The sequence below is a fragment of the Pseudoduganella albidiflava genome, assembly GCF_004322755.1.
In the GTDB taxonomy this organism is placed as follows: domain Bacteria; phylum Pseudomonadota; class Gammaproteobacteria; order Burkholderiales; family Burkholderiaceae_D; genus Rugamonas; species Rugamonas albidiflava.
This window is the reverse complement of record NZ_CP036401.1, coordinates 6,356,047-6,382,416: the sequence shown is the minus strand read 5'-3', so window position 1 is coordinate 6,382,416 and position 26,370 is coordinate 6,356,047. Positions and strand designations below refer to the sequence as shown.

The 26,370-nt window shown below is 66.8% G+C and carries 12 protein-coding genes; 11 read left to right on the top strand and 1 reads right to left on the bottom strand.

Annotated elements, in window-relative coordinates; translation table 11 throughout:
* Positions 1 to 9: 9 nt before the first annotated feature.
* From EYF70_RS26465 to EYF70_RS26430, 8 genes are all read left to right on the top strand, one after another.
* Positions 10 to 7,551 carry a non-ribosomal peptide synthetase gene (locus EYF70_RS26465; protein ID WP_131148053.1) on the top strand — a complete coding sequence of 2,514 codons (7,542 nt, stop codon included), beginning with the start codon at positions 10 to 12 and terminating at the stop codon, positions 7,549 to 7,551.
* A 37-nt stretch (positions 7,552 to 7,588) separates the two neighbouring features.
* Entirely contained in the window at positions 7,589 to 7,780 is a 192-nt protein-coding gene (locus tag EYF70_RS26460) for an MbtH family protein (RefSeq protein ID WP_131148052.1), read from the top strand.
* Between the two features lie 73 nt (positions 7,781 to 7,853).
* Complete coding sequence (locus tag EYF70_RS26455) at positions 7,854 to 9,005, top strand: DUF711 family protein (protein WP_165497794.1); 1,152 nt, start codon at positions 7,854 to 7,856, stop codon at positions 9,003 to 9,005.
* A 10-nt stretch (positions 9,006 to 9,015) separates the two neighbouring features.
* Complete coding sequence (locus EYF70_RS26450; RefSeq protein WP_131148050.1) at positions 9,016 to 9,765, top strand: thioesterase II family protein; 750 nt, start codon at positions 9,016 to 9,018, stop codon at positions 9,763 to 9,765.
* A complete protein-coding gene (locus EYF70_RS26445) occupies positions 9,743 to 10,570 on the top strand; it encodes a 4'-phosphopantetheinyl transferase family protein (protein ID WP_131148049.1) in 828 nt (275 codons plus the stop codon). Before EYF70_RS26450 ends, EYF70_RS26445 begins: the two co-directional genes overlap by 23 nt.
* 203 nt (positions 10,571 to 10,773) lie before the next feature.
* Complete coding sequence (locus EYF70_RS26440) at positions 10,774 to 12,384, top strand: sensor domain-containing diguanylate cyclase (RefSeq protein WP_131148048.1); 1,611 nt, start codon at positions 10,774 to 10,776, stop codon at positions 12,382 to 12,384.
* Positions 12,385 to 12,483: 99 nt separating this feature from the next.
* Positions 12,484 to 13,575, top strand: a complete 1,092-nt coding sequence (ychF, locus tag EYF70_RS26435; protein WP_131148047.1) for a redox-regulated ATPase YchF — start codon at positions 12,484 to 12,486, stop codon at positions 13,573 to 13,575.
* Positions 13,576 to 14,363: 788 nt separating this feature from the next.
* The gene (locus tag EYF70_RS26430; RefSeq protein ID WP_131148046.1) at positions 14,364 to 15,035 is read left to right on the top strand and encodes a DUF4145 domain-containing protein; all 672 of its coding nucleotides are present in this window, start codon (positions 14,364 to 14,366) and stop codon (positions 15,033 to 15,035) included.
* Between the two features lie 448 nt (positions 15,036 to 15,483).
* On the opposite strand, the gene EYF70_RS26425 is transcribed toward EYF70_RS26430, so the two are convergent.
* Positions 15,484 to 16,368: an alpha/beta fold hydrolase gene (locus EYF70_RS26425; RefSeq protein ID WP_218943842.1), complete on the bottom strand. Its 885-nt coding sequence runs from the start codon at positions 16,366 to 16,368 to the stop codon at positions 15,484 to 15,486.
* Between the two features lie 366 nt (positions 16,369 to 16,734).
* Between EYF70_RS26425 and EYF70_RS26420 the strand changes: the two genes are divergently transcribed.
* From EYF70_RS26420 to EYF70_RS31955, 3 genes are all read left to right on the top strand, one after another.
* A complete protein-coding gene (locus tag EYF70_RS26420) occupies positions 16,735 to 18,306 on the top strand; it encodes a FliH/SctL family protein (RefSeq protein WP_131148045.1) in 1,572 nt (523 codons plus the stop codon).
* A gap of 188 nt (positions 18,307 to 18,494) precedes the next feature.
* Positions 18,495 to 18,689, top strand: coding sequence for a YqaE/Pmp3 family membrane protein (locus tag EYF70_RS26415; RefSeq protein WP_131148044.1), 195 nt, complete (start codon positions 18,495 to 18,497; stop codon positions 18,687 to 18,689).
* A 425-nt stretch (positions 18,690 to 19,114) separates the two neighbouring features.
* Complete coding sequence (locus tag EYF70_RS31955; protein ID WP_131148043.1) at positions 19,115 to 26,350, top strand: DUF4347 domain-containing protein; 7,236 nt, start codon at positions 19,115 to 19,117, stop codon at positions 26,348 to 26,350.
* The last annotated feature ends 20 nt before the right edge of the window (positions 26,351 to 26,370 follow it).

Sequence of the window (26,370 nt, the reverse complement as noted above, 5' to 3'; positions counted from 1 at the left end):
GAGCGACCCATGAACAAGCAGGATATACAGGAAGTACACCGGCTCACGCCACTCCAGCAGGGCATGCTGTTCCATACCCTGGAGGCGCCGGGCAGCGGTGTCTACGTCGAGCAGTTCGCCTGCCCGGCGGGCGGGCGGATCGACGGCGCGCGCTGGCGGGAGGCGTGGAACCTCGTGCTGGGCGCCAGCCCGGTGCTGCGCGCCGCCATCGCCTGGGAAGGCCTCGAACACCCGCTGCTGGTGGTGACGAAGTCGGCGACGGTGGACGTGATCGAGATCGATGCCACGGGCGATGACGACAGTGCATTCGCCGCGCGCCTGGATGCGCTGCGCCGCGAAGAGGCGGCGCGCGGATTCGACCTGCGCCGGCCACCGCTGCTGCGCCAGGCGCTGCTGCATCGCGAGGACCGCAGCGTGGTGTTCTGGACCTACCACCACGTGCTGCTCGATGGCTGGTCGGCCTTCGTGGTGCTGGGCTCGCTGCTGTCCGCGTACGCCGCGCTGGCCGATGGCCAGGCCTGGCAGCCGCGCCCGGCGCCGGGCTGGGGCAATTACCTGGGCTGGCTGCGCGGCCGCGACAAGGCCGCCGCGGAATCCTACTGGCGCGGGCGGATGGCGGGGTTCCATGCGCCCACGCCGCTCGGCCTGGTCAAGCGTCCGGCACCGGACAGCGGGGCTGATGCCGGCGCCACGGCAACGGCGGAACTGGGAGAGGCCCTGGGCAGCCGCCTGCGCGACACGGCCCGGACCTTGCGCGTCACCCCCGGCACGCTGCTGCAAGCCGCCTGGGCGCATTTGCTGGCCCTCTACAGCGGCGAGGATGACGTGGCGTTCGGCGCCACCGTCGCGGGCCGGCCACCCGAGCTGGCCGGCGCGGATGCGATGGTGGGGCTGTTCATCAACACGGTACCGGTGCGCGTGCGCATCGATCCGGCCGAAACGGTGCGCGGCTTCGCCGCCCGGCTGGGCGCCGCGCTGGTGGCGCAACGCGAACATGAACATGCGTCGCTGACCGATATCGCCGGCTGGAGCGAAGTGCCGCGCGGCCGGGCGCTGTTCGACTCGATGCTGGCCATCGAATCGTTCCCGACCACGGACGGCTTCAGCCTGCCGGATGTCAGCGTGTGGCAGCACACGAACTTCCCGCTGGCCCTGGTCATCGACCCGGTGGGCCGCATGCGCATCAAGGCGCTGTACGACGCGCGCCAGTTCGACGCCGGTGCGATCGCCGGCCTGCTGTCCCATTACCGCGAGCTGCTGTCGCGGATGGTGGGCGACGTGGACCTGCCGGTCGGCACGCTGTCGATTGCCCCGGGCACCGACCTGGCACTGCAGGACGCGTGGAACCACCGGCCCGCCGTGCACGCGGCGTCCGACCTGGGCGAGCTGCTTGCCCGCCAGGTGGCCGAACGGCCCGACGCGCCGGCCATCGTGTCGGGCGATGGCCATGCGACCTACGCGGAACTCGACCTGCGGGCACGGCGCCTCGGTGCGCGGCTGCTGGCCGCCGGCGTCCGCGCGGGCGACACGGTGGCCTTCGCGTTCGAGCCGGGCGTGCCGATGATCGCCGCGCTGGTGGCGATCACGCGCCTCGGCTGCGCCTACGCACCGCTCGATGCGCGCCTGCCGGCGCCACGGCTGGCGCAAATGATGACCGACCTGCGCATTCGCCACGTGGTGACGGACGGCGCCCATGCGGCACTGTTCGACATCGCCGGGGTGACGGTCCTGCTGGCCGGCGAGGATGAGAAGGATGTGCCGTTGAAGGATTGGCCGGAAACCGATCCGGCGCGCATCCTGTACGTGATCCACACGTCCGGCTCCACCGGCAAGCCGAAGGCGGCCGGCGTGTTCCACGACAGTTTCACGCGCTTCCTCGGCTGGTGGAACAGGGAGTTCGCATTTGCCCCGGGCGAGCGCTGCCTGCTCGTCAACAAGATCACGTTCGACCTCGCGCAGAAATGCGTGTGGGGCGCGCTGGCGACGGGCGGCATCCTGCACCTGGCGCCCACGCGCCACTTCGACCCGGTGCATGCACGCGAACAGGTGGCGGCGCATGGCATCGGCTGGATCAACTGCACGCCGAGCATGGCCTATGCGATGGTGGAAGCTGATTCCTGCAGCCATGATGCGCTGGCATCGCTGCGCCTCCTGTTCGTCGGCGGCGAGCCGGTGGACAAGCGCCGGCTGGCGCCCTGGCTGCTGTCGCCGGGTTGCACGACCGAGCTGGTCAACACCTACGGCCCGACCGAATGCACGGACCTGTGCACCACCCACCGGTTTACGCGCGACGAGTTCGTGGACCTCGCCGCGCCCGTCACAGTCGGCAGCGTTCTGCCTGGCCTGGCCGTGCATGTGCTGGACCGTTTCGGCAACCGCCTGCCGGCGGGCGTGACGGGCGAGGTGGCGATCGCCGGCGGTTCGGTGGGCGCCGGCTATCTGAACAACGCGCAGATGAGCGCACAGAAATTCCTGCCTGATCCGGGGATGCGGGGCGCGCGGCTGTACCTGACGGGCGACCTGGGTTACTTCCGCGCCGACGGCACGCTGGTCGTGCAAGGCCGCGTCGACTTCCAGGTGAAGCTGCGCGGCTACCGCATCGAGCTCGATGCGATCGGCCATGAACTGCGCGGCCATCCGGCCGTGCTGGACGCCGTGGCCGCCGTGACGCCGGATGGCCAGCGCCTGGTCGCCTACGTGGTGCCGGAAGGTGGCGCCGCATGGACGCCCGCGCTGCAGGACGAGTGCCGCGCATGGCTGGCGGCCCGCCTGCCCGACTACATGGTGCCCGCGCGCTACGTGCCGCTGGCCGCGCTGCCGCTGAACGCGAACGGCAAGCTCGATCGCGGCGCGCTGCCGTCCCCGGAGCTGGGCATCGGCCTGGGCAACTCGGACGTGGAGAGAATCGCCCCACGCGACGACATCGAAGCGAAGCTGGCCGGCATCTGGGCCGCCGTGCTGGGCACGGACGAATTCGGTGTCACCGACGATTTCTTCGACCTGGGCGGCCATTCGCTGTCGATCACGCAGGCGTATGCGCGGCTGCAGAAGACGTTCGGCGTGCGCATTCCCCTGTCCGTGCTGTTCGAGCAGCCGACCATCGCCGGGCAGGCCGCCGCGTTGCGCGAGGCCGGCGCGGATGGCGCGGATGGCGCCAACGGCAACCAGGCCGCGGCGCGGCAGCCGGCGATCGCCACCGGCCAGCGGCCGGAACGCCTGCCGCTGTCGTTCTCCCAATCGCGGCTGTGGTTCCTGCACCAGTACGACCCGGCCAGCATGGCCTACCACGTGCCGAACGCGCTGCCGCTGGCGGGCACCGTCGACCGCGCGGCGCTGCAACGGGCGCTGGACTGGCTGCATGCCCGCCATGAATCGCTGCGCACCCGCTATCCCGAGGCGGACGGCATGCCGTGGCAGGAAGTGACGCCACCGACGTCGGTGGCTCTTGAATATGACGACCTGCGCGGCGCGGCCGACGCGGCCGAGCGGTTGTCCGCCATCGCCACCGCCGAGGCGGCGCAGCCGTTCGACCTGCGTGCCGGCCCCGTGGCCCGCTACCGGCTGGTGCAGGGCGACGACCGGGCCATCCTGCTCGTGTCGCTGCACCATATCGCCACCGATGGCTGGTCGATGGACGTGATGATGCGCGAGCTGTCGGCCGCGTACGCCGCGTTCTCGGCCGGCGGTGCGCCGCAGGCGGCGCCGCTGCCGATCCAGTATGCGGACTACGCGCTGTGGCAGCGTGCCGACCTGGCCGGCGACAAGCGCGGCCGGCTGGTCGATTACTGGCGCACGGAACTCGACGGCAGCCAGCCGCAGATCACGCTGCCGTATGATTTCCCGCGGCCCGCCGCGCGGTCGTCGGCCGGCGGCCTGCACGTCTCGCACATCCCCGCGGACGTCTGCGCGGCACTGCATGGTGCGGCCAGTGCGGCCGCCGGAAGCGGTAGCACGGCGTTCATGACGTGGCTGGCGCTGTATGAACTGCTGCTGTACCGCTGGAGCGGCCAGCCGGACTTCAATGTGGGCAGCCCGATCGCCAACCGCAACCTGGAAGAAACCGAAGGCGTGATCGGCTTCTTCGTCAACACGCTGGTGCTGCGCGCCCGCATGGAGGGCGGGCAGACCTTTGCCGGCCTGCTCGACGACGTGCGCCGGACCGCGCGCGCCGCCTACGACCATGCCGAGCTGCCGTTCGAGTTGCTGGTGGACGAGCTGAATCCGCCGCGCAGCGCGAATACGCTGCCGTTCTTCCAGGTCGGCTTCGCACTGCAGCGCGCCTACGAGGACACGTCGCTGATCGACAGCACCGAATGGATTGCCCGCTTCGACCTGCAACTGGTGCTGCATGAAAGCGCCGATGGCGGCCTGCGCGCGCACTGGGAATTTGCACGCGACCTGTTCCTGCCCGACACGGTGGCGCGGCTGGCCGATTCGTTCGCGCTGCTGGCGCGGCAGGTGGCGCAGGCGCCCGCCGCGCCGCTGCGCGACCTGGCGCTGGTCGATGGCGCCGGGCGCGCACGGATGCTGGCGCTGGCGCGTGGCGCCAAGCCCGCATTGCCGATTGCCACGGTGCATGAGCTGTTTGCCCAACAGGCGCTGCTGGCACCGGCGAAAGTCGCCCTGGTGCAGGGCGAGCTGCGGCTGGGCTACGATGAACTGAACCGCCGCGCCAACCGGCTGGCCCATCACCTGCTCGGCGAGGGCGTGGCGCCGGGCGGCATCGTCGGCGTGGCGCTGCCGCGCGGGCCGCAACTGATCGTCGCGCTGCTGGCCGTGCTGAAGGCCGGCTGCGCCTACCTGCCGCTCGATACGGAATACCCGCGCGAACGCACCGCCTACATGCTGGCGAACGCGGGGGCCGGGGCCGTGCTGACGGATGTCCACGGCGCCGCGCTGCTGCCGGCATTCGACGGTGTCGTGCTGGATGTCGACGCTCCGCAAGTCGCGGCGCTGCGCGATACGAACCCGGACGTGCCGAACGATCCGCGCGCGCTGGCCTACGTGATGTACACGTCCGGCACCACCGGCAAGCCGAAGGGCGTGATGATCGAGCACCGCAGCATCGTGCGGCTGGTGCGCGAAGCCGGCTATGCCGACTTTTCCGCGGACGGCACGTACCTGCAATACGCGCCGGTGGGCTTCGATGCCTCCACGTTCGAGATCTGGGGCAGCCTGCTGAACGGCGCGCGGCTGGTGCAGGCGCCCGCCGGCGTGGTGGGCCTGGACCAGCTGGCCGGGCTGGTCGCCGGCGAGCGGATCGACACGGTGTTCGTGACGGCCGCGCTGTTCAACCAGCTGGTGGACCAGCATCCGGAATCACTGGCCGGCGTGCGCCAGCTGCTGACGGGCGGCGAGGCGATGTCGTCGCCGCACGCCGCGCGGGCAATCGAAGCCATGCGCGCGGGGAGCAAGGGAGAACTGATCCACGTGTACGGCCCCACCGAATGCACCACCTTCGCCACCGCCGGGAAGGTGAGCATGGCCGATGCGCTGGCCGGCACGGTGCCGATCGGCCGGCCGATCGACCATACCGACACCTATGTGCTGGACGAAGCGCTGGAGCCGGTACCGGTGGGCGTGCCGGGCGAGCTGTACATCGGCGGCGCCGGCGTGGCGCGCGGCTACCTGAACGCGCCGCAGCAGAGCGCCGAGCGCTTCGTGGCCGATCCGTTCGGGGCCGACAGTGCGGCCGCGGGTTCGCGGCTGTACCGCACCGGCGACAAGGTGCGCTGGAACGCCGGCGGCACCCTGGAATTCCTGGGCCGGATGGACGACCAGGTGAAGATCCGCGGTTACCGGATCGAGCCGGCCGAGATCGAGGCGCAACTGGCGGCTTGCCCGGGTGTCAACGGCGCGCTCGTGCTGGCGCTGGGCGACAGCGCCGACAAGCGGCTGGTGGCCTATGTGACCTGCACCGAGGGCACCGGCGTCGCTTCGCCCACGCCCGCCCTGTTGCGCGATTACCTGGCGCAGCGGCTGCCCGCCTTCATGATCCCGGGCGCCTACGTGCTGCTGGACCGCTTCCCGGTCACCGCGAACGGCAAGGTCGACCGCCGTGCGCTGCCGCTGCCCGATGCCGATGCGCTCGGCGCCGGTGACTACGTGGCGCCGGAGACGGCGCTCGAAGAGTCGATCGCCACCGTCTGGGGCGAGATGCTGGGCCTGGAGCGGGTAAGCGTGACGGCCGATTTCTTCGCACTGGGCGGTAATTCGCTGACGGCGACCCAGTTGCTGGCGCGGGTGCGCGCCTCGCTCGGCCATACGGTCACGCTGCCGGAATTCTTCAGCGAGCCGACCGTGCGGGCGATGGCGTTCCGCATCGAGCATGCCGACACGGCGCGCGCCATGGATGCGGCGGAAAGCCGGCTCGATGGCGAGGCCGAATCCGCGCTCGTGCTGCCGGAACCGCTGCCGCCGCTGGCATCGAGCCTGGAGCACGTGCTGCTGACGGGCGCCACCGGTTTCGTGGGCGCCTACGTGGCGGCCGACATGCTGGAGCGCTGGCCGCGCGTGACGCTGCATTGCCACGTGCGCGCGGCGCATCCGGCCACCGGCCTGCGCCGCCTGCGCGACAACCTCGACCAGTACGGCCTGTGGAAGGAGGGCTATGCCGCCCGTATCCGCGTGCTGACGGGCGACCTGGCCGACCCGCGGCTGGGCCTGGACGACGAGCACTACGCCACGCTGGCGCGCGACGTGGACCTGGTGGTGCACAACGCCTCGCGCCTGAACCATGTGCTGCCTTACCAGGCGCTGCGCCGGGATAACGTGGAGCCGACCAGGCGCCTGCTGGAGCTGGCCGCCACGGCCAAGCGCAAGGGCTTCGTGCTGGTCTCGACCGCAGGGGTGCTGCAGGGTGAGAGTGGCGGCACTTTCGACGAGGACGTGCGGGTCGAGGAGATCGGCCAGAGCGCGCGCGAAGGCTACAACGCCAGCAAGTGGGTATCGGAACTGATGGTGCGCCGCGCCGCCCGGGCCGGCATTCCTGCCCAGATCATGCGGCTGGGCCGCGTGGTGGTGGACAGCCGAAGCGGGGCAGGACGGATGGACGATTTCGTGGCGCTGTTCGTGCGCACCTGCCTGCAGGTGGGCGCGTGGCCCGACCGGCCCTTCGTCGAGCAGTTCGTGCCGGTCGACCACGTGGCGCGCGCCATCACGGCGCTGGCCGCCGATTACACCAGCACCGGCGTGCACCACCTGGTCGGCGACGACAGGCGCGACTGGAGCCGGCTGCTGCCCGATTTCGTCGATTGCGCCGATGCGGGGCTGAAGCGCATGCCCATCCGCGACTGGGTGGACGCGGTCAAGGAACGCAGCGCGGTCGAACCGCTGCCGTTCGCCCCTTACCTGTTCTGGTGGGACACCGACGCGGCGGCGCCGGAAGAAAAACGCCTGAAAGTGAAGCAGGCAAAAACCGTGCGCAGGCTGGCCGGCCATGGGCTGCGCGAACCGCGCATCGACAGCGAGGCATGGCAGCGCTATGTCGGCGCGATCTTCGCTGCCGAAGGCATGTCCGCGAAGCCGAAAAAGCGCGGCATCTTCGGTTAACAAACCCTACAAACGATTACACATCACGGAGAGAATCATGAATTCAGCTGCCTACAATGTAGTTCGCAACGAAGAAGACCAGTACTCGGTCTGGCCCGCCTACCGCCCGGTACCCGCTGGCTGGACCACCGTCGGCGACGCGGCAGACCGCGAGACCTGCCTCGAACGCATCGAGCAATTGTGGACCGACATGCGGCCGCGCAGCCTGCGCACCGCGAAGGAGCAGTAGCCATGCCTACCCTGCGTACCATCACTTTCGGCTGCCCGCTGGACGGCGCCGCCCCGAGGAGACCGCCGCCACCGTGCGGAGTTTCTTCACCCATGCCTGGCGGCTGCTCGACGAGGCGGGCCTGGCGGCACGCTGTTTCCGCTACGTGGCGCCGCCGGTCGAGCAATGGCTGCCCGATGCGGACCCGGTGGCCGCCGGGCGCACCGCGGTGCAGCTGGAACAGGCGCTGGGCGAGAACATCTGGTGCTGCCTGCCAGGGCCCGCCTGCGATACCCGGGACAGCGTGGCGCGGCGCGTGGACCTGATCGATGCGATCGTGGGGGAAACGCGCCACGTGTTCACCAACATGCGCGTGGCCGGCGAGCAGGGGCTGCACAACGAGGCCGTGGCGGCCGCCGCCGAAACGATGGCGCGGCTGGGCAGCACGCCGGCGCGGCAGCAAGACAACTTCCGCTTCGCCGCGCTGGCCTGGATCAAGCCGGCCACGCCATACTTCCCGGCCGCCTGGCACGATGGCGCGCCGGGCTTCTCGGTGGCGCTGGAACTGGCCGGCCCGTTCCTGCAGGCGTGCGGCCGGCATGACAACTTCGCCGACCGGCTCGATGCCTGCCGCGAGGAACTCACCAGCCGCGTGGCGCGGACGCTGCCCGTGCTGGTACGGCTGGCGCGCGAGCAGGGCGTGCGCTTCCTCGGCTACGACCTGTCGCTGGCGCCGTTCCCCGGCGACGAGACGAGCGCGGTGGCCGTCGTCGAAAGCCTGAACGGCAGCCGCTTCGGCCAGCTCGACTTCATGTTCGCGCTGTATGCGGTGAACGACATGCTGCAGCATGCGCTGCCGAACCTGCCGATGGTGGGCTTCAACGGCACCATGCTGTCGGTGCTGGAAGACACGCGGCTCGCCGAGGCCACGGCTGCCGGCGACGTGGGCGTGAAGGACCTGCTGCTGCTGTCCACCGTGTGCGGCTGCGGGCTGGACATGATTCCCGTTTCCGCCGACAGCGATCCGGCGCGGCTGGCCACGCTGGTGCGGGCCATGTCCACCATCGCGCAGAAGTGGCGCAAGCCGCTGATCGCCCGGCTGCTGCCCGCCACCACGAACCTGCGCGGCGTGACCCGCTTCGAGCACGATTTCATCGTCAACACCGCCGTGCTGCGCCTGGATACGCCCACCTTCATGCCGACCGAACGGTTCGGCGTCTTTGCACCGCTGCGCCGCGCAGCCTGAGGAGAACACCATGAATCCCTGGTTCACCCATTTTTCCCGTCCCGCCCCGCACGCCGGCGCGCGCCTGCTCTGCCTGCCCAGTTCGGGCGGCGGTTCCACGCTGTACCGCCCCTGGCTGGGCGGGCTGGAAGACGTCGAACTGCAGGCGGCACTGCTGCCCGGCCGCGAGCGGCGCATGCTGGAGGCGCCCGTGCAGACGATGGCGGCGATGGTCGATGGCCTGGTGCCGGCCGTGACCGCGCTGGCCGACCGGCCTTATTTCCTGTTCGGCCACAGCATGGGGGCACTGATCGCCTTCGAGCTGACGCGTGCGCTGGTCGCCCGCGCCGTGCCGCTGCCGCGCCGGCTGTTCGTGTCCGCCTTCCGCGCACCGGACATGCCGAACCCGAAACGCGACCTGCACGCGCTGCCGGACGACGAATTCATCGATGCGCTGCGCGACTATGGCGGCACGCCGGAAGCGGTGCTGCGCCACCGCGAAACGATGGACGCGCTGCTGCCGATGTTGCGCGCCGACTTCCGCATGCATGAAACCTATCGCTACCACGCGGCCCGTCCGCTGCCGGTGCCGATCACGGCGCTGGCCGGCCGGGCCGACGATGCCGTGCCGGCCAGCCAGATGGCCGGCTGGGCGAAACAGACCGATGAAGGGTTCACGATGCATCACTTCGACGGCGCCCATTTCTTCATCCATGACGACCGGGATGCCGTGCTGAAAACGCTGGGTGAGGCGATCCATGAAGAACTTGCGTTTGCCTGACGATGAGCCGCTGCTCGTCTGGGTGCGCACCGCCGACGTGGCGGCCGCGCTGCCGCAGGCGCAAGGCTGGCTCACCCCGGCAGAGCGGGAGCGCGCGCGGCGCTTCGTGTTCGATGGCGACCGCGCCGACTTCCTGGCCAGCCGCTTCCTGCTGCGCCGCGTGCTGGCCGAGCTGGCGGACACCGAACCGGAACGCCTAGCGTTCGACACCAGCCGCCATGGCAAGCCCGCCTTGCGCGGCCGGCCCGACCTGGCGTTCAACCTGTCGCACTGCCGCGGCGCTACCGTGCTGCTGATCGGGGCTGGCGCCGCGGCCGGGGTGGACATCGAACTGGTGCAGCCCGGCCGCGCCGACCCGCTGGTGGCGCAGCGGCTGTTCCACCGCGCCGAACAGATCCAGCTGCTGGCCTGCCCGCGCGGCGGCTACGACCGCCTGTTCCTGCGCTTCTGGACGCTGAAGGAAGCGGTGCTGAAGGCCGAGGGCAGCGGCCTGGCGCTGCCGCTGGACGCGTTTGCCGCGCTGATCGATGACGACAGCATCGTGCCCCTGACGGTGCCGCTCGCGCTGGCCGCCCGCCCGTTCGCCTTCGGCCAGGTGGAGCTGGCGCCGGACCTGGTGTGTGCCTGGACCCGCGTGTGCGCCGACCGGCAGGTGCCGACCACGTGGCAGCTGGGCGCCAGCGGGACGGTCTACCCGGCACCCCAGGTGCGGCTGGGTACTGGCAGCCACCGGCCCCGCCAGGCGGCCGGCCTGCCGCCTGCGGGCAGGAAAGCCGCACTGGCGGCGCTGGTACTGGGAGGGTAGGTCAGGGCGGGTAGGTCTGGGAGGGTAGATCAGGGAGGGTAGGTGAGGGAGGACAGGTCGGGAGGAGGGCTGCGGTGAGGCTATGCCGCAACTGAACGATAACCTGGCGCCAACTTCTCTGCCTAAAAGTTGCTTGCCGGTATCAATGGAGATGATGGTGGCGTATACTCGGCAGTAACCAGTTTCTCCGCAAAGCAGCATCGATGAGCCTTCCCGCCCTTTCCGCCGTGCCGGTGCACAGCCGGCTTCCCGCCTGGATGGGAAAGGCGCCGCTGGTCCTGGTGCCAGCGTTCGTTCTGCTGGCCGCTACGCTGGCCGCCCTGGGGGCTTATTCGCTGACCTGGGAACGGCAGGTCGCGCGGCTGGAGCGCGCCGCCATTCCGCGCCTGGAGCGTTTCGCGATCCAGCTGTTCGCGCCGCCGCGGCGCTATACCTACCTGCCGCACCTGCTGGCCAATGACCGCACGCTGCGCAATGCGCTGGCGCAGCCGCACAAGCCCGGCCTGGTGCACGATGCCAACCTTCATCTCGCGCGGATGCGTGCCAGCACCGGCGCCACGGAGCTGTACGTGCTCGATTCGGGCGGCACGGCGATCGCCGCGTCGAACTGGCGGGACCCGATCAGCTTCGTGGGCGTCAACTATGCGTACCGGCCGTACTACAGCCGCGCGGTGGCGGAAGGGGGCGCGCATTTCTATGCGATGGGGACCACGTCGCACCGGCCGGGTTTTTTCCTGTCCCAGCAGGTGAAGGCGGCGGACGGTGCCTTGCTGGGCGTGGCCGTGGTCAAGGCCGACCTGACGATGCCGGAAGTGCACGACTATGGCGGCGAAGTGCTGGTGACGGATGCCGGCGGCGTGGCCTTCCTCAGTTCGCGCGAGGACTGGCAATACCGGCCGCTGGCGGCGCTGTCGGCGCGTGCCGGCGCCAGCGTGGCCCGCACGCGCCAGTACGACGGCGTGCTGCGCGCTCCGCTGGACGTGCATACCGGACGCACGCTGGACAGCGGCGCGACCATCGTCGACATCGGCGGGCACGGCAGCTACCTGATGGTGCGCCGGCCGGTGCCGGAAACGGACTGGCACGTCAACCTGCTGCTGCCGCTGGACGAGGTGAAGGGCACGGCGCTGGGGGCCGCGCTGCTGGCGGCCGCCGCGATCGCGCTGGCCGCGCTGTCGCTGCTGTACCTGTGGCAGTTCCGCCTGCGCCAGGCCGAACGTGAGCGCTCCCGCGCGGCGCTGGAGGAAGCGCACGCCGCGCTGGCCCGGCAGCACGAAACGCTGACGGCGCTGTCCGAGGAATTGCGCGTGCAATCGTCCACCGACAGCCTGACGGGCCTGTTCAACCGCCGCTATTTCATGGACAGCCTGGAGCGCCTGCTGGATACCGCGCAGCGCCACGGCGAGCCGCTGGCCCTGATGCTGGTCGATGCCGACCATTTCAAGCGCGTCAACGACGAGCATGGCCACCCGGCCGGCGACGAGGTGCTGCGCCGGCTGGGCGCGATGCTGCTGGAAGAAACCCGCGACGGCGACGTGGCGGCCCGCTACGGCGGCGAGGAATTCATTGTGGCCTTGCCCCGCACCGACGCGCCGGCCGCGCTGGCGGTGGCCGGCCGCATGCTGGCCCGGATGCGCGCCATGCGTGTGCCGGTCGATGGCGGCACGCTGACCGTGACGGTATCGATCGGGCTGGCGGCGGCCCGGCCGGGCGAGGCGGTGGCGGAAATCATCCGGCGCGCCGATGCGGCACTGTACGAGGCCAAGCGCGGCGGCCGCGACCAGGCGGTGTTCGACGCCGCAACAGCCCCCTGACAGGGCGCCGCGCCCGGCGGGCGGCGCTATAATGCGACTATTTTCCGCACCGCGCAGGGCACTGTCGGCGACGGCATTACATATTTCACAAGGAATTCCATGAGTCTCAAATGCGGCATCGTCGGCCTGCCCAACGTCGGCAAGTCCACCCTCTTCAACGCGCTGACCAAGGCCGGCATCCCCGCTGAAAACTACCCGTTCTGCACGATCGAGCCGAACGTGGGCGTGGTCGAGGTACCGGATCCCCGCCTGAAGCAGCTGGCCGACATCGTCAAGCCCGAGCGCATCGTCAACGCGATCGTGGAATTCGTCGACATCGCCGGCCTGGTGGCCGGTGCGTCGCAGGGCGAGGGCCTGGGCAACCAGTTCCTGGCCCACATCCGCGAAACGGATGCCATCGTCAACGTGGTGCGCTGCTTCGAAGATGAAAACGTGATCCACGTGGCCGGCAAGGTCAGCCCGCTGGACGATATCGCCGTGATCCAGACCGAGCTGGCGCTGGCGGACATGGGCACCGTGGAAAAAGCCATCCACCGCGAAAACAAGAAAGCCCGTTCCGGCGACAAGGATGCCGCGAAGCTGGTGGCGCTGCTGGAAAAAGTGCTGCCGGCGCTGAACGATGCAAAACCTGTTCGCGCGCTGGGCCTGTCGGCTGACGAAATGGACATCATCAAGCCGCTGTGCCTGATCACGGCCAAGCCGGCGATGTATGTGGCCAACGTGTCCGACACCGGTTTCAAGGACAACCCGCTGCTGGACCAGTTGACCGCCTACGCGGCCGAGCAGAACGCACCGATCGTGGCGATCTGCGCCGCCATCGAAGCGGAAATCGCCGACCTGGAAGACGCCGACAAGACCGAGTTCCTGGCCGACATGGGCATGGACGAGCCAGGCCTGGACCGCCTGATCCGCGCCGGCTTCAAGCTGCTGGGCCTGCAGACCTACTTCACCGCTGGCGTGAAGGAAGTGCGCGCCTGGACGATCCACGTGGGCGACACCGCCCCGCAAGCCGCCGGCGTGATCCACACCGACTTCGAGCGCGGCTTCATCCGCGCGCAGACCATCGCGTTCGACGACTTCATCGCCTTCAAGGGCGAGGCGGGCGCCAAGGAAGCGGGCAAGATGCGCGCCGAGGGCAAGGAGTATGTGGTGAAGGATGGGGATGTTTTGAATTTCTTGTTTAACGTGTAAGGATGTGGTTGGGATCCGAGTGGATTCCAATGTGTTGAGAAAAGCCCCGGTTCTTTGATGGAATCGGGGTTTTTTTACTTCACACCCGGAGCGGTCCTCGCGGGGTGAATGTTTGGAAGTTTGAGCAGGGACCGATACCTGACGTGTCGCTGCACGTGGCTCCGAGCACGGCACTCATTGCGCCGTGCCTGTGGGCTCACTAGCCAAAGTCATTTCCGATCCGCCGCGGTGAGAGTCGCGTTACGTGCCATTGAAGCGCTGGCGTAGCACGATCACGAAGTGACCTAAGCGAATATCTACATGAAGGTCGGCTCTTGTGATCGTCATGTCATATCCCGGCCAAACGTGCCATTGCCGCACCGAAGCCGCGTTATGCCCACAAACCGCGCCGTCTTGTCGATCCTTCTAAGCTCCGACCAACGGCGCGTCGGACATTTGGAGCAAGTCTGCACCTATGGGAAATTTTCATCAAGTCCGGCTGGACGCTCGGACGTACGCAGCACGACGGAATGCCCGGTAACGTGCAGCCTGATGAGCCATTGGGAAATGAAGTCTCAGGAGGCCCATGGAGTAAGGCCGATCTGATCGGCGCCTATTCAAAGAAGGTAAAAAGGAAATAGCATTTGCTTCTTTGGTAACATGATCGTACACTCGTCAAGCGTGTGTGTGCTGAACGCATAAGTGGCAGAAAATTGAAGTGATTGCATAATTAAAAATACTTTCGTATTTGGCAGCACGGACGGGCAATTACGTAACGCGCTCCAAGCGTTATTTCCAGGGAGTTGTAATTGGTAGAGAAGCTAAAGGTGAATGCGCAGCCGGGAAAAAAGCTTACATGTTTTTGCCGTGACTGCCATCGTGAAACAAAGCATGAAATAATCACTGAAGCAACTTTAAGTGGTACTTACTACGATGGAGGATTCTCCACAGATTGGATGACTAAACATCAAATAGCAAGATGTCTTGGCTGCGAAACATTTTCTTTTCGGAAGGAAGCTGGCACGGAGCATGATAATGTGCAAATTGGAGAGAATGAGTGGGAGTATCAACCAATTGTGGATGTGTATCCGAATCCTCGTGAGGGAAGACAGCCGTTAGCTGATGTTGGACTTCTTCAGGACAAAATTCAGCGTATTTACGAAGAATCACTCCAAGCTTTAAATGATACTCAACCTGTCCTGTGTGGGATCGGAATCCGAGCACTCATCGAAACTGTCTGCAAAGACAAAAAAGCAATTGGCAGCGATTTATATAATAAGATTAATTCGCTTGTCGGGCTTGGTGTATTAACTCAGGACGGTGCGGATATTTTACATAAACTTCGAACTCTCGGAAATGATGCGGCTCATGAGGTTAAACCACATTCACTTCAAGAGCTTGGCCTTGCCTTTGATGTGGTGGATCATCTATTGTTGGGTGTTTATATCTTGCCGGAGCATGCAAAGAAGACATTCAAATAGATAGTAATCAGGTAAGATTTTCGAATAAGCTGCTCTTTACTTTTGCTTTGATCGAGCAGCTTATGTGTCCCGGCTTGTTTAACAATCCGTGGGCTGATTGGTTTAAGTATTCGTATGGAACGGTTTGATGAGTTGCACTAAAATGTTTTTCTGATTGCGCGCCGGTCGCATTGCTGCACAGACAACGCACAAATTGTTTTCACTTGTCGATATTCAGGGTCGAGCAGCAAAAATATCGGTGGTCCGGTTATTTTGGTTTATAAGGATGGCTCACTATAAAAGGCCGTGCAAAGTAGCGAGTCCTTAGAATGCATCCACCAACTATAAAGTCGGAATCCAGCGATTCGAATGAAGATAGAGCAGCATCGGTATTCGATGTGACCAGGATTTATTTATTCCACGTCAGCCTTGGTAAGCGCCGCGCAGCTAACCGCCCGGCAGCCAGAATTTACTTAATAAACCCAACCAGCGCCGGCACCACCTGCTCCGGCGCCTCATCAATCAACCAGTGCCCCGAGCCCTTGATAATCACGCTCTGCACATCTTCCGCATACATGCGCGCCTGATTTCCCAGGAAATCCCCCGCCGATTTCTCTCCAGCGATGGTCAACACGGGCATCGTGAGCTTCGTTTTGCTCATGGGCCCGAAATCTGCGGCATCCTGCTCGAAACCGCTGAAGTAGGCGAAGCCGGCACGCATGCCACCCGGCTGCGCATAAGCGGCGGTGTACAGCTTGCGGTCCGATTCCTTGATCGACTTCGCCTTGTCGGCGGAAAAATCGTTCCAGAAATGTTCGAAGTAGATGCGCTCCCGGCCTTTCACCAATGCCAGCGGCGTCTCGCCATAGAAGTGGAAATGCCAGACAGCCTGGGCGGGGAAGGCATTGCGCCAGTCGCCCACGCCGGGAACAAAGGCATCCATCACGACCAGGCGGCTGGTATCGGCAGGGAACTGGGCCGCATAGCCATAGGCGACCATCATGCCGATGTCATGGCCGACCACGGCGGCCGGTTCGCTGCTGACCGATTTCACCAGCGCATGGATATCGGCCGCCATCGTCTTCTTGTCATAGCCGCCCGCCGGCTTTTCCGAGCCGCCGGCACCGCGCAGGTCCGGCACGATCACGGTGTGGGTCTTGACCAGTTCGCGCATGGCCGGTGCCCACATATGGCCCGTTTGCGCATACCCATGCAGCAGCACCACCGGCGTGCCCTTGCCGCCGATCTTGTAGTGGAGCCGCACGCCGTTGACCTGCGCATACTTGTCGGTGAATCCCTCGACCGGCTTGTCGATCGGCGGAGCGGCATGCGCGACATGCACGCATAGCGCCATGGCAACCGCTGCGACAGTGCGCAGGCCGGCGGAAGACTTTGCATTGCAGTTGGTGTACATGGTGTTCTCCAGGCGGTGAAGGACGGCGCGACGACGCGGAATGGTCGTTCGAATATCATGCGCGCGGAGCACTCGACGGCAAAGCCAAACCGCAACTCTTTTGGGAGAGGCGGGCGGCAAGACTCGCGACCGGTCTGCTCATCCGCCGTGGACGCCGTCTGCACTGCCGGCCCGGCGGCCAGTAACCCAATCAGTCGCCTCCACTGCACGCGCGCTTCACGCACCTCGGATGTTGCCAGAACAGCACTGCAGTAGAATGCAGCTCACTTCGCGCACCGCGAGCCCGTGACGCATTACAGGAATCCCATGACCATCAAGCCACCATCCGCCACGTTCAACGAGTTCGGCCAGCAGAACGCCGCGCAGCATCGGGAACTGGGCCATTACGTCGCCAACGATGCCACTTTCCCCACGGCGTACCTCAGGGCGGTGGCCGCCATCGCCAGCTCGGACGGCATCCTCAACGTGGCCGACTTCAATGCCCTGAAAGACGTGGCGGCGCTGATGAACGATTCGGCGCTGGCCAGGGTGGTATTGCTGGAATGCGTCGAACGTCCGCTGGACTGGAAAACGGCGTTTGAAAATCTGCACGCGGCTTCGGCGGGTATCGATCAGGCCACCGCGGAAGAAGCGTTCGAGGCGGCCCGTTCTCTGCTGTCGATCCAGGGAACGCGCAGCAGGGACATGGCGCGCGATTTCGCCGAAGCGCTGCGGTACCAGATCCGCCCGGCGGAACTGGAGGTATTCCCGACGGATGAAAAAAGCCTGTGGAGCAAGGTGAGCCTTGGCTCGGTGCGCATGCTCAAGGGGCGCAAGTATGCTGACCTGGCGGACCTGTGCGTTCGCGCCACCGGCGACGTATCGCTGGCGAACGCCGTCCTCGAGTTCGAGCAGGGAGCACTGGACAAGGCGGAGCTGACCGCCCGGATGACTTCGGCGTGCGCGCGCGTGAGCCAGGAAATAGCGGCGTTCAACTCGCGCATCGCGGACTATGAAACCAGCAGCGAGACCGCGGTGGCCTTCCTCGAGTCGGCCCACGGACTGCAGAAGCAGGTCGGGCAGCGCCTCGCCATTGCCGATGCGCGCATCGCTTTCGAACGCGAGACCTTCGACGAAGACCTGGAAGAAGCCATCCACGACGCGGGCAACGCGTTCGAGCGGGAAGTCGTCGACCGCCTCAATACGGACCAGTGGAAACGCGCGGCAACGTGGGAGAGCATCGCCAAATCCACCTTCGGCAAAGAGCTGGAACGGCGGGTGAACCGGATCATCTCCCGGCGGGAACGCTCGCTCCAGCTGATCCATGAGGATCTGCGCCTGTTCCAGGAAGAGATGGCTCTATCGCGCAGCACGATCCTGAAACGGCTGCACCACACCGAACTGGCCGGCGCGGCCCCGGCGCTGCGCCTGGGAACGCGGCTCCGGAACGGGGCCGAGGATGCCACCAACATGACGCTGAAAGTGGGCGGCGCGGCCGCCATCGGAACCGGCGCGGCAGCCTACTTCCTGGGGGCGGCCGCGGTGATGCCGGTGATCGCGCCAGTGGCGCCCATCGTCGGCGGCGCGCTGCTCGTCGCGGGCGCGTTCAAGTGGATGATGAATTCCGCGGAACGCAAGCTGGAGGAAGTCGGCCACCAGCGCGAGATGTTCGAGAAGGCTTTCCGGCAGCAGCTGGAAGCGGCGCGCGGGGAACTGGCGGCGCAGCTCGATACCACGTCGCAGCAGTTCCACCAGGCCGCCGACCGGATGGTGCAGCCGGTGCTCCTCGAAGCCCAGGCGGCCGACCGGCTGGCCACCCTTCACCTGAAGATGGCGCGCAAGCTGAACGACCATTCGCAGAAGGCCCTGGCAGAGATGCTCGCGGCGCTGCCGAAGTGACGCGGTGATAATTGTTGAGTTTTGCGGGATGCCGGCTGCGGTAGCATGAGTGATGCAACCATCGATGCACGGGCAGGCTCCAACCATGCGCCGCACGTGCATCGATGCGAACGCCGCATGCGCGGGCTCCAGCGGAAAATGACCTCCGGCGCCGCGCCGAACCGGAACCATACTGAAAAGGAAAACTGATGCGTCTCCTGATTGCCCTCATCCTGCCGTGGCTGACGTTCTTCACCATCGGGCGTCCGATCGCCGGCGTGATCTGCCTGATCCTGCAAATCACCCTGATCGGCTGGCTCCCGGCAACCATCTGGGCCGTGTATGCGCTCAGCCAGTACAAGACCGACCAGAAGATCGAAAACGCCCTTCGCCAGCGCAACTGACCGGCCCATGACACGGGGGATGGGCAGGAAACACTGCCCCGCGAGGTGATGCCGCAGGCACGCCGGTCAGAACGCTTCCAACTCATCCGCCTTTCCGGTCGCCGGCATCGCTGGCTTCACCACCGGCTTGGCGGCCGCCGCGACCGGTGCCTCCACCACACGTACTGGTGCCGGCCGCGCATCAACCTTGCGGCCCGATGCCCCGCCGCAGCGGCAATGGCAATCGCCGCCGCCAGCGCGTCGCGCTTGAACACCCCCACCACCCGCGCCAGCCCGACGACGGGCGAAACGCCTGAGATTTTGAGAAGAAAAATTTATTGAATCAGAGACATTTGAAGAGTTTTCAATAGCTCAACACATGTTACGATTCGTAACTTTTCGTCCAGGCATTGCGCCTGGTGTCATTTCTCACGCTTCCCCAGACCATGTCCATCCTGATTCTCGACAGCCGCGTTGCGGCAGTCCACGTTCCCGCCGCGCTGCCACCCGGAATGCGCCTGGTCATCCTCGATCCGGCGCTCGACGGCCTGGAACAGATTGCCGCGGCGATCGGGGAAGAGCGGGATGTGGGCGCGATCCATATCGTGTCGCACGGGGCACCCGGCATGCTGCAACTGGGCAGTACGGAAGTCACGCTGGCCAGCCTTGCCACCGCCACCGGGGCGCTGGCGGCGGTGGGCCGCGCGCTGGCGCCGCAGGGCGACCTGCTGCTGTATGGCTGCGAAGTGGGACAGGGCGATGCCGGCGCGGCCTTCGTCGCGGCACTGGCGGAATTGACGGGGGCGGACGTGGCCGCGTCCACCGATCTCAGTGGCCCGGCTGATGCGGGAGGCAATTGGCGCCTGGAGCGCATCGACGGGGCGGTCGAGGCGGCGCCGCTGGCGGACGACGGCTTTGGCCTGCTGGCCCTGATCACCGGTACCGCCGCGGACGAAAGACTGCTTGGCACCTACGGGAATGACACGATCCGGGGTGGCGATGGCAATGACGACCTGGACGGCTGGGGTGGCAACGACAGCCTCGATGGCGGCGCCGGCAACGACACGGTGGTCGGCGACACGAGCGGCAATACGACGCTCGCCGGCGGCGCCGGCAACGATACCCTCTGGCTGTCGCGCACGGGCAACTACTCGTCATCGCCACGCTTCTTCACGGCACGCGGCGATGAAGGGGATGACCTGTTCCGCATCAGTAGCGTGAAGCGCCTGGACACCGTCAACATCAGTGGCGGCACCGGCCGCGACACGTTCCACTTCGAGTGGTTCGAGGAGGGCGCGGTCACGATCACGGACTTCGCCGCTGGCGCGGCTGGCGACCGCATCGATCTCGAAGGGGCCGTCATCAACGATTCCTACGGCGCGGGCCAGGGCGGCAATCCGTTCGCCCCGGGCGGCGTGCTGCGCCTGGCGCAGGCCGGCAGCGACACCACCATCAGTGTGCGCCAGGAGGATGGTGCCTACAAGGTGATGATCACGCTGAAGAATGTGCGTGCCACTGCGCTGACCGCCGACAATTTCACAGGCGGCTTCCGGCCGGACGGCGCGGTCATGCCGGGCGAAACGCACACCGGCACCGAGTACGGCAACACGCTCCTGGGCGGCCTGTTCGGCGACAGCCTGTCCGGCCTTGGCGGGGATGATGCGCTGGGCGGCGGAGGGGACCACGATACGCTCGACGGCGGCGACGGCGATGACACGCTGGATGGGGGCGGCGGCAACGACCGCCAGCTGGGCGGCGACGGCGACGACACCCTGTACGGCAGGCATGGCGACGACACGCTGCTGGGCGGTGCCGGCGCCGACGAGATCCACGGCGAAGCCGGTTCGGACAGCATCGACGGCGGCAGCGGCGACGACCGGCTTTCCGCTGAACTGCAGGGCGGCAGCGACACGCTGCGCGGCGGCGAGGGCAACGATACCTTCCGGCTCAGTAATCCCTATGACCCTTATGGCCACTCCGTCAGAGGGGGCAGCATCGAGGCGGACGGCGGGGCGGGCGATGACGTGTTCGAGCTGGACACACTGGACGGCACCCGCAACGTGGTGCTGACAGGCGGCAGCGGCCGCGATCTCTACCGGTTCAACAGTGCGTGGGGGCTCGATGGACCGATCGTCATCGCGGACTTCATGGCGGGTCCCGGAGGGGACCGGATCGACTTGACGCCGTCCCTGGAAACGCTGGAGCAATGGGCGCGTTTCGGTGGCGGGAATCCGTTCGGCTCGGATCAGCCGATTCTGCGCCTCGTGCAGAGCGGTGCGGATACGCTGCTGCAGGCCCTTTCCTGGAAAGAGCCTGCTGAATGGTTCACGCTGGCGCACTTGCAGGGCGTGGCGGCCGCTTCGCTGACGATGGATAACTTCATCGGTACGCTCGACCCTACCGGAAATCCCATTGCGGGCTTGTCGTTGAATGGTACCGAGGCCGCCGACAGCTTCCGCGGCGGCAAGCTCGGCGACACCCTGGCGGGCAATGGCGGAAACGACGTGCTGTACGGCGAGGGAGGCGCCGACCGGCTCCATGGCGGTGCCGGCGACGATTCGCTCGAGGGTGGCCTCGGCAGCGATACCGTATCGGGGGGCAGCGGCAACGATACGCTCAGGGCCGAGACGGGTAGCGACGACCTCGATGGCGGCGACGGCGCGGACCGGTTATTCAGCACATTGACGGGCAAGGCGCGCCATGCGCTGCATGGCGGCGCGGGAAATGACACGTTCGCCATCGATACCGACAAGGCCGCCAGCGGCAGCACGATCGCGGCCGATGGCGGTGCGGGTGACGATACCTTCCAGCTGTCGATCGGCACGGCGGATACGGCGATCACGCTGGCAGGGAACGAGGGTGCCGACACCTACCTCGTCCAGTCGACACGCATCGCCGGCACCGTCAGGATCAGCGACTTCGGCGCCGACGACGTGCTCGACCTGCGCAGCCTGGTGCGGTATCACGGCGGCTACCAGGGTGGCAATCCGTTTGCGCCAGAGAACGGCATCTTCCGCCTGGTCCAGCAAGGCGATGACGTACTGGTGCAGTTCATGCCCAGCTGGGGCACGTTCGGCACCGTGGTCACGCTGGCCAATACGGTTGCCGCGTCGCTGACGGCAGCCAATTTTGCCGGCTATGGCCCCGACGGCGGGGGTGTTCCAGGCTTGCAGCTGAGTGGTTTCGGCGTCCTGACCGGCTCTTTGCTGGACGACACGATCACCGGCAGCGGCGGCGACGACGTCCTCTCGGGCAACGGCGGCAACGACGTGCTGTTCGGCGGATCCGAAACGGCCGGCGGCGACCGGCTGCTGGGCGGGTACGGCGCCGATACGCTGCACGGCGAGGGTGGCGCCGATAGCCTGGACGGCGAACAGGGCAACGACCTGCTGTTCGGCGGCGCCGGCGATGACACGATGCGTGCGGCCCAGGGTATCGACACGCTGAAGGGCGGCGATGGCAACGACAGCCTGGTCGCGAACGAGTACGCGGTGCTCGACGGCGAAGCCGGTGATGACGTCCTGCGCGTGGAATGGTCGGCGTGGGGAAGAGAAGGCGCGGTGGTGCTGACCGGCGGTGCGGGCCGCGATGTGTTCGACCTGGGCGGCGGCGCCCCCACACCTATCACGATCACCGACTTCCAGGTCGGGGCAGGGGGTGACTGGCTTGATTTCTCAAGGCTCGCGCGGGGAGGCTACACGTGGGCGGACCCGTTCAGGGACGGATTCCGCTGGGTCCAGGCCGGCGCGGACGCCGTGCTGCAAACGACTCTCGGGAGCAGTTGGGACGACTACCGGACCATCCTGGTCTTGCAGAACGTGCAAGTGGCGCAGATCACGCAGGATAACTATCTCAGCCTGACGCTGACCGGGAGCGGTTCTCTGTTCGGTGGCCCCGGCCGCGATTCGCTCACCGGTTCCGATGGCCACGATGCGCTGATCGCGGGCCTCGGCACCGACACGCTGACAGGAGGCGCTGGCGGCGACTGGTACACCATCGACGGAAAGGACGTTGTCATCGAACTGGCTGGCGGCGGCAACGACACTGTGCAGAGCTGGGACAGCCTCACGCTGCAGGAGCACCTGGAGAATGGCACGCTCCTGGCAGGTGGCACGCTGACCGGCAATGCCGCGGACAATCGGCTGCACGCCTACCACGAAGCCGGCACGCTTGCGGGCGCCGGCGGCAACGATACGCTCGTCGGCAGCCACCTGGAGGACCTGCTGCAGGGCGGCGCCGGCAACGACAGCATGGCTGGCGAAGACGGCAACGACACGCTCGAAGCAGGTACCGGCAGCGATACCGTTTCCGGCGGCTATGGCGACGATACGCTGGTGTTGCCCGGGGCGCGGGAAAGCTACACCCTGCAGTCGACGCTGGCAGGGCTGCGCCTGGTCAGCGCCGCCACGCAAGAGGACATCGTCGCCACGGAAGTCGAGCATTTCAGGTTCGCCGATGGCACCTGGGCCCTGGCTGAACTGACCGCGGGGCTGACAGGACCCGGGAACGATGTCGTGACCGGCACCCCCGATGCCGACAGGCTCGATGGCCTGGCCGGCGCTGACACGATGGCGGGCGGTGCCGGCGACGACACCTACGTAGTCGAGAACCATGGCGACGTCGTGTCGGAACGGCAGGGCGACGGCGACGATACTGTCGAGGTCGCATTTGCCGATGGCGGCCGGTACCTGCTGCCGGACCAGGTGGAGAACGCCGTCGTCACCGCCCCCGGACTGGTGCGGGTCGATCTCGAAGGAAACGCGCTGAATAACCTGCTGGCCGGCAACGGTGCGGCCAACCGGCTGACCGGCGGCGACGGACGCGATGTCCTGGAAGGCGGCGCCGGCAACGACACGATGGACGGCGGCGCCGGTAACGATGTCCTTGTCGTCGATGCGATCGGCGACGTCGTCATTGAATCGGCCGATGGCGGCAGGGATACCGTGGTGATTTCCGGACTGGCCACCTACACGCTTGGCGCCAATTTCGAAGGCCTGGCATACGAGGGCAGTGGCGCGTTCACCGGCACCGGCAATGCGCTCGATAACCGCCTGTGGGGCGGGACCGGCAACGACAGGCTCGATGGCGGCGCAGGCGACGACCTGTTCTACGCCTCACCCGGCAAGGACACGCTGCTGGGCGGCGCCGGCAACGATACGATGGCGGCGTTCGACGACGCCGGCAGCCTGCAGTTCGATGGCGGCGCCGGCAACGATGGCGCGCAATACGCGTGGAACCTGGCCGATGTGCGCATCACGCGGCCCACGGAAAGCGACGTGCTGGTGGTGCATGTCGCCACGGGTACCGCGATCCTGGCCCGCAACACCGAACGCTTCCTGTTCAAGGACAAGTACCTGGTGCTGGCGGATATCCGCACTGCCTATGCCGGCCCGGGCGCCGACACCCTGAACGGCACGGCGGCAGCCGATCGCCTCGATGGCGCCGGCGGCAACGACCAGCTGTCGGGTCTGGGCGGCAACGACACCCTCGATGGCGGGGCCGGATCGGACAAGCTGGCCGGTGGCAGCGGCGACGATCTGTACTACGTCGATGCCGCCGGCGACAAGGTCACCGAGCTGGCCGGCGAAGGCATCGACACCGTCAATACCACGCTGGCGAAATACGCGCTCGAGGCCAATGTCGAGAACCTGGTCTACGCGGGCACCGCTGCCTTTGCCGGTACCGGCAATGTGCTGGCGAACGCCATGTCGGGCGGACTGGGCAACGACTCGATCGACGGCGCCGGCGGCATCGACACGTACGTGGCCGCGGGCGCCTTCGCCGACTACACCCGCCAGCGCCCGAACGCGGCCGAAATGGTGCTGGTCAAGGGCAGCCAGAAGATCACGCTGAAGAACATCGAGCAGGTGAAATTCACCGACGGCGTGAAGACGCTGGCCGAGCTGGCCCTGAACGTGGCATCGCTGGGCAACGACACCTTGACCGGCACGGACGGCAACGATGTCCTCGACGGCCTGGCCGGTGCCGACCGGCTGGGCGGCGGCAAGGGGAACGATACCTATGTGGTCGACAACCTGGCCGACGTGATCGTCGAAAACGCGGCGGAGGGACAGGACCTGGTCAAGGTGGCGCTGGCGCAGGGAACGTATGCGCTGGCGGTGAACGTCGAAGACGCCACGGTCACGTCCACCGGCGCGGTCGGCCTCACCGGCAATGGCCTGGCCAACTTCCTGACCGGTAACGCCGCGGCCAATGCGCTGGCCGGCGGCGCCGGCAACGATACGCTCGATGGCGGCAAGGGCAGCGATGTGCTCGCCGGCGGCGTTGGCGACGACACGTATTACGTCGACATCGCCGGCGACAAGGTCACCGAGCTGGCCAGCGAAGGCACCGATACCATCGTTACCTCGCTGGCCAGGTACGTCCTGGCGGCCAACCTGGAAAACGTGGTCTACACCGGCACCGCGGCCTTTACGGGTACCGGCAATGCGCTGGACAACGAACTCGCCATCGGCAATACCACTGGCGCCAGTGCGATCGACGGCGGCGCCGGCACCGACACCTTCGTGGCGGCGGGCGCGTTCGCGGACTACGCGCGCCAGCGCCCGAACGCCACCGAGCTGGTGCTGGTCAAGGGTACCCAGAAGATCACGCTGAAGAATGTCGAGCAGGTCCGCTTTGCCGATGGCGTGAAGACGCTGGCCGAGCTGTATGTAAACGTCGCCTCGGTGGCCAGCGACACGCTGTCCGGCACCGATGGCGACGACCAGATGAACGGCCTGGCCGGCGCCGACCAGCTGGCGGGCGGCAAGGGCAATGACCTCTACACGGTCGACAACGCCGGCGATGTGGTCATCGAGCTCGCGGACGAAGGCATCGATACCGTCAACATCGCCATCGCGGCGAAGATGACGTACGTGCTGGCCGAGTACTTCGAGCATGCTGCGATCACCTCCACCGTGGCGATCAATGTCACCGGCAATGCCGCGGACAACACACTGACCGGGAACGCTGCGGCCAATGCGCTGGTCGGTGGCGAGGGCGACGACACCCTCATCGGTGGCAGGGGCAACGACACGCTGACCGGCGGCGCGGGAGACGATGTCTACAGCGTCGACGCGGCTGGCGACGTGGTCGTGGAAGCTGCGGACGGCGGTTACGATATCGTCGAGGCGACCGTCACGAAGGTGACGCTGGCGGACAACGTCGAAGAACTGCGCTTTACGGGCAAGGCGGCCTTCACCGGCATCGGCAATGCGCTGGATAACGTCATCGGCGGCGGCGCGGGCAATGACAGGTTCACGGGTGGCGCGGGCAACGACACGTTCGTCATCGGCGCGGGCAACGACACGATCACCGATTTCACCAGCGGTGTCGACACGCTGGCGATCAACCGCTCGATCGGCACCGGCACGGTCGATGCGGTCACGCTGGCCGGGCCGGGTGGCTTCTCATCCGCCACGGAACTGGTGGTTTTATCGACGGCAGTGGCGAGCCTGACGGTGGCCAACGTGGTCAAGGCGATCGGCAGCGCGGCGCAAGCCTACGGGAAAGGCGACACGGCGTTGTTCGCGCTGCATGACGCCAAGTCGACCGCGCTGTACCTGTTCACCAGCAGGGACGACAACGCTGTCGTCAGCGCGAACGAACTGGTGCAGATTGCCACGCTGACCGGCGTGCAGGCGTTCACGCCGGACGATATCGGCTTCCTGGTGCCTTGAGAAGCACCATCAACCACGGA

Bases quoted from the DNA above. Each gene is read 5' to 3' on its own strand.
- EYF70_RS26465 (WP_131148053.1), top strand. From the start codon at position 10: ATGAACAAGCAGGATATACAGGAAGTACACCGGCTCACGCCACTCCAG.
- EYF70_RS26460 (WP_131148052.1), top strand. From the start codon at position 7,589: ATGAATTCAGCTGCCTACAATGTAGTTCGCAACGAAGAAGACCAGTAC.
- EYF70_RS31955 (WP_131148043.1), top strand. From the start codon at position 19,115: ATGTCCATCCTGATTCTCGACAGCCGCGTTGCGGCAGTCCACGTTCCC.
- EYF70_RS26420 (WP_131148045.1), top strand. From the start codon at position 16,735: ATGACCATCAAGCCACCATCCGCCACGTTCAACGAGTTCGGCCAGCAG.
- EYF70_RS26425 (WP_218943842.1), bottom strand. From the start codon at position 16,368: ATGGCGCTATGCGTGCATGTCGCGCATGCCGCTCCGCCGATCGACAAG.
- EYF70_RS26440 (WP_131148048.1), top strand. From the start codon at position 10,774: ATGAGCCTTCCCGCCCTTTCCGCCGTGCCGGTGCACAGCCGGCTTCCC.
- ychF (WP_131148047.1), top strand. From the start codon at position 12,484: ATGAGTCTCAAATGCGGCATCGTCGGCCTGCCCAACGTCGGCAAGTCC.
- EYF70_RS26445 (WP_131148049.1), top strand. From the start codon at position 9,743: ATGAAGAACTTGCGTTTGCCTGACGATGAGCCGCTGCTCGTCTGGGTG.
- EYF70_RS26415 (WP_131148044.1), top strand. From the start codon at position 18,495: ATGCGTCTCCTGATTGCCCTCATCCTGCCGTGGCTGACGTTCTTCACC.
- EYF70_RS26450 (WP_131148050.1), top strand. From the start codon at position 9,016: ATGAATCCCTGGTTCACCCATTTTTCCCGTCCCGCCCCGCACGCCGGC.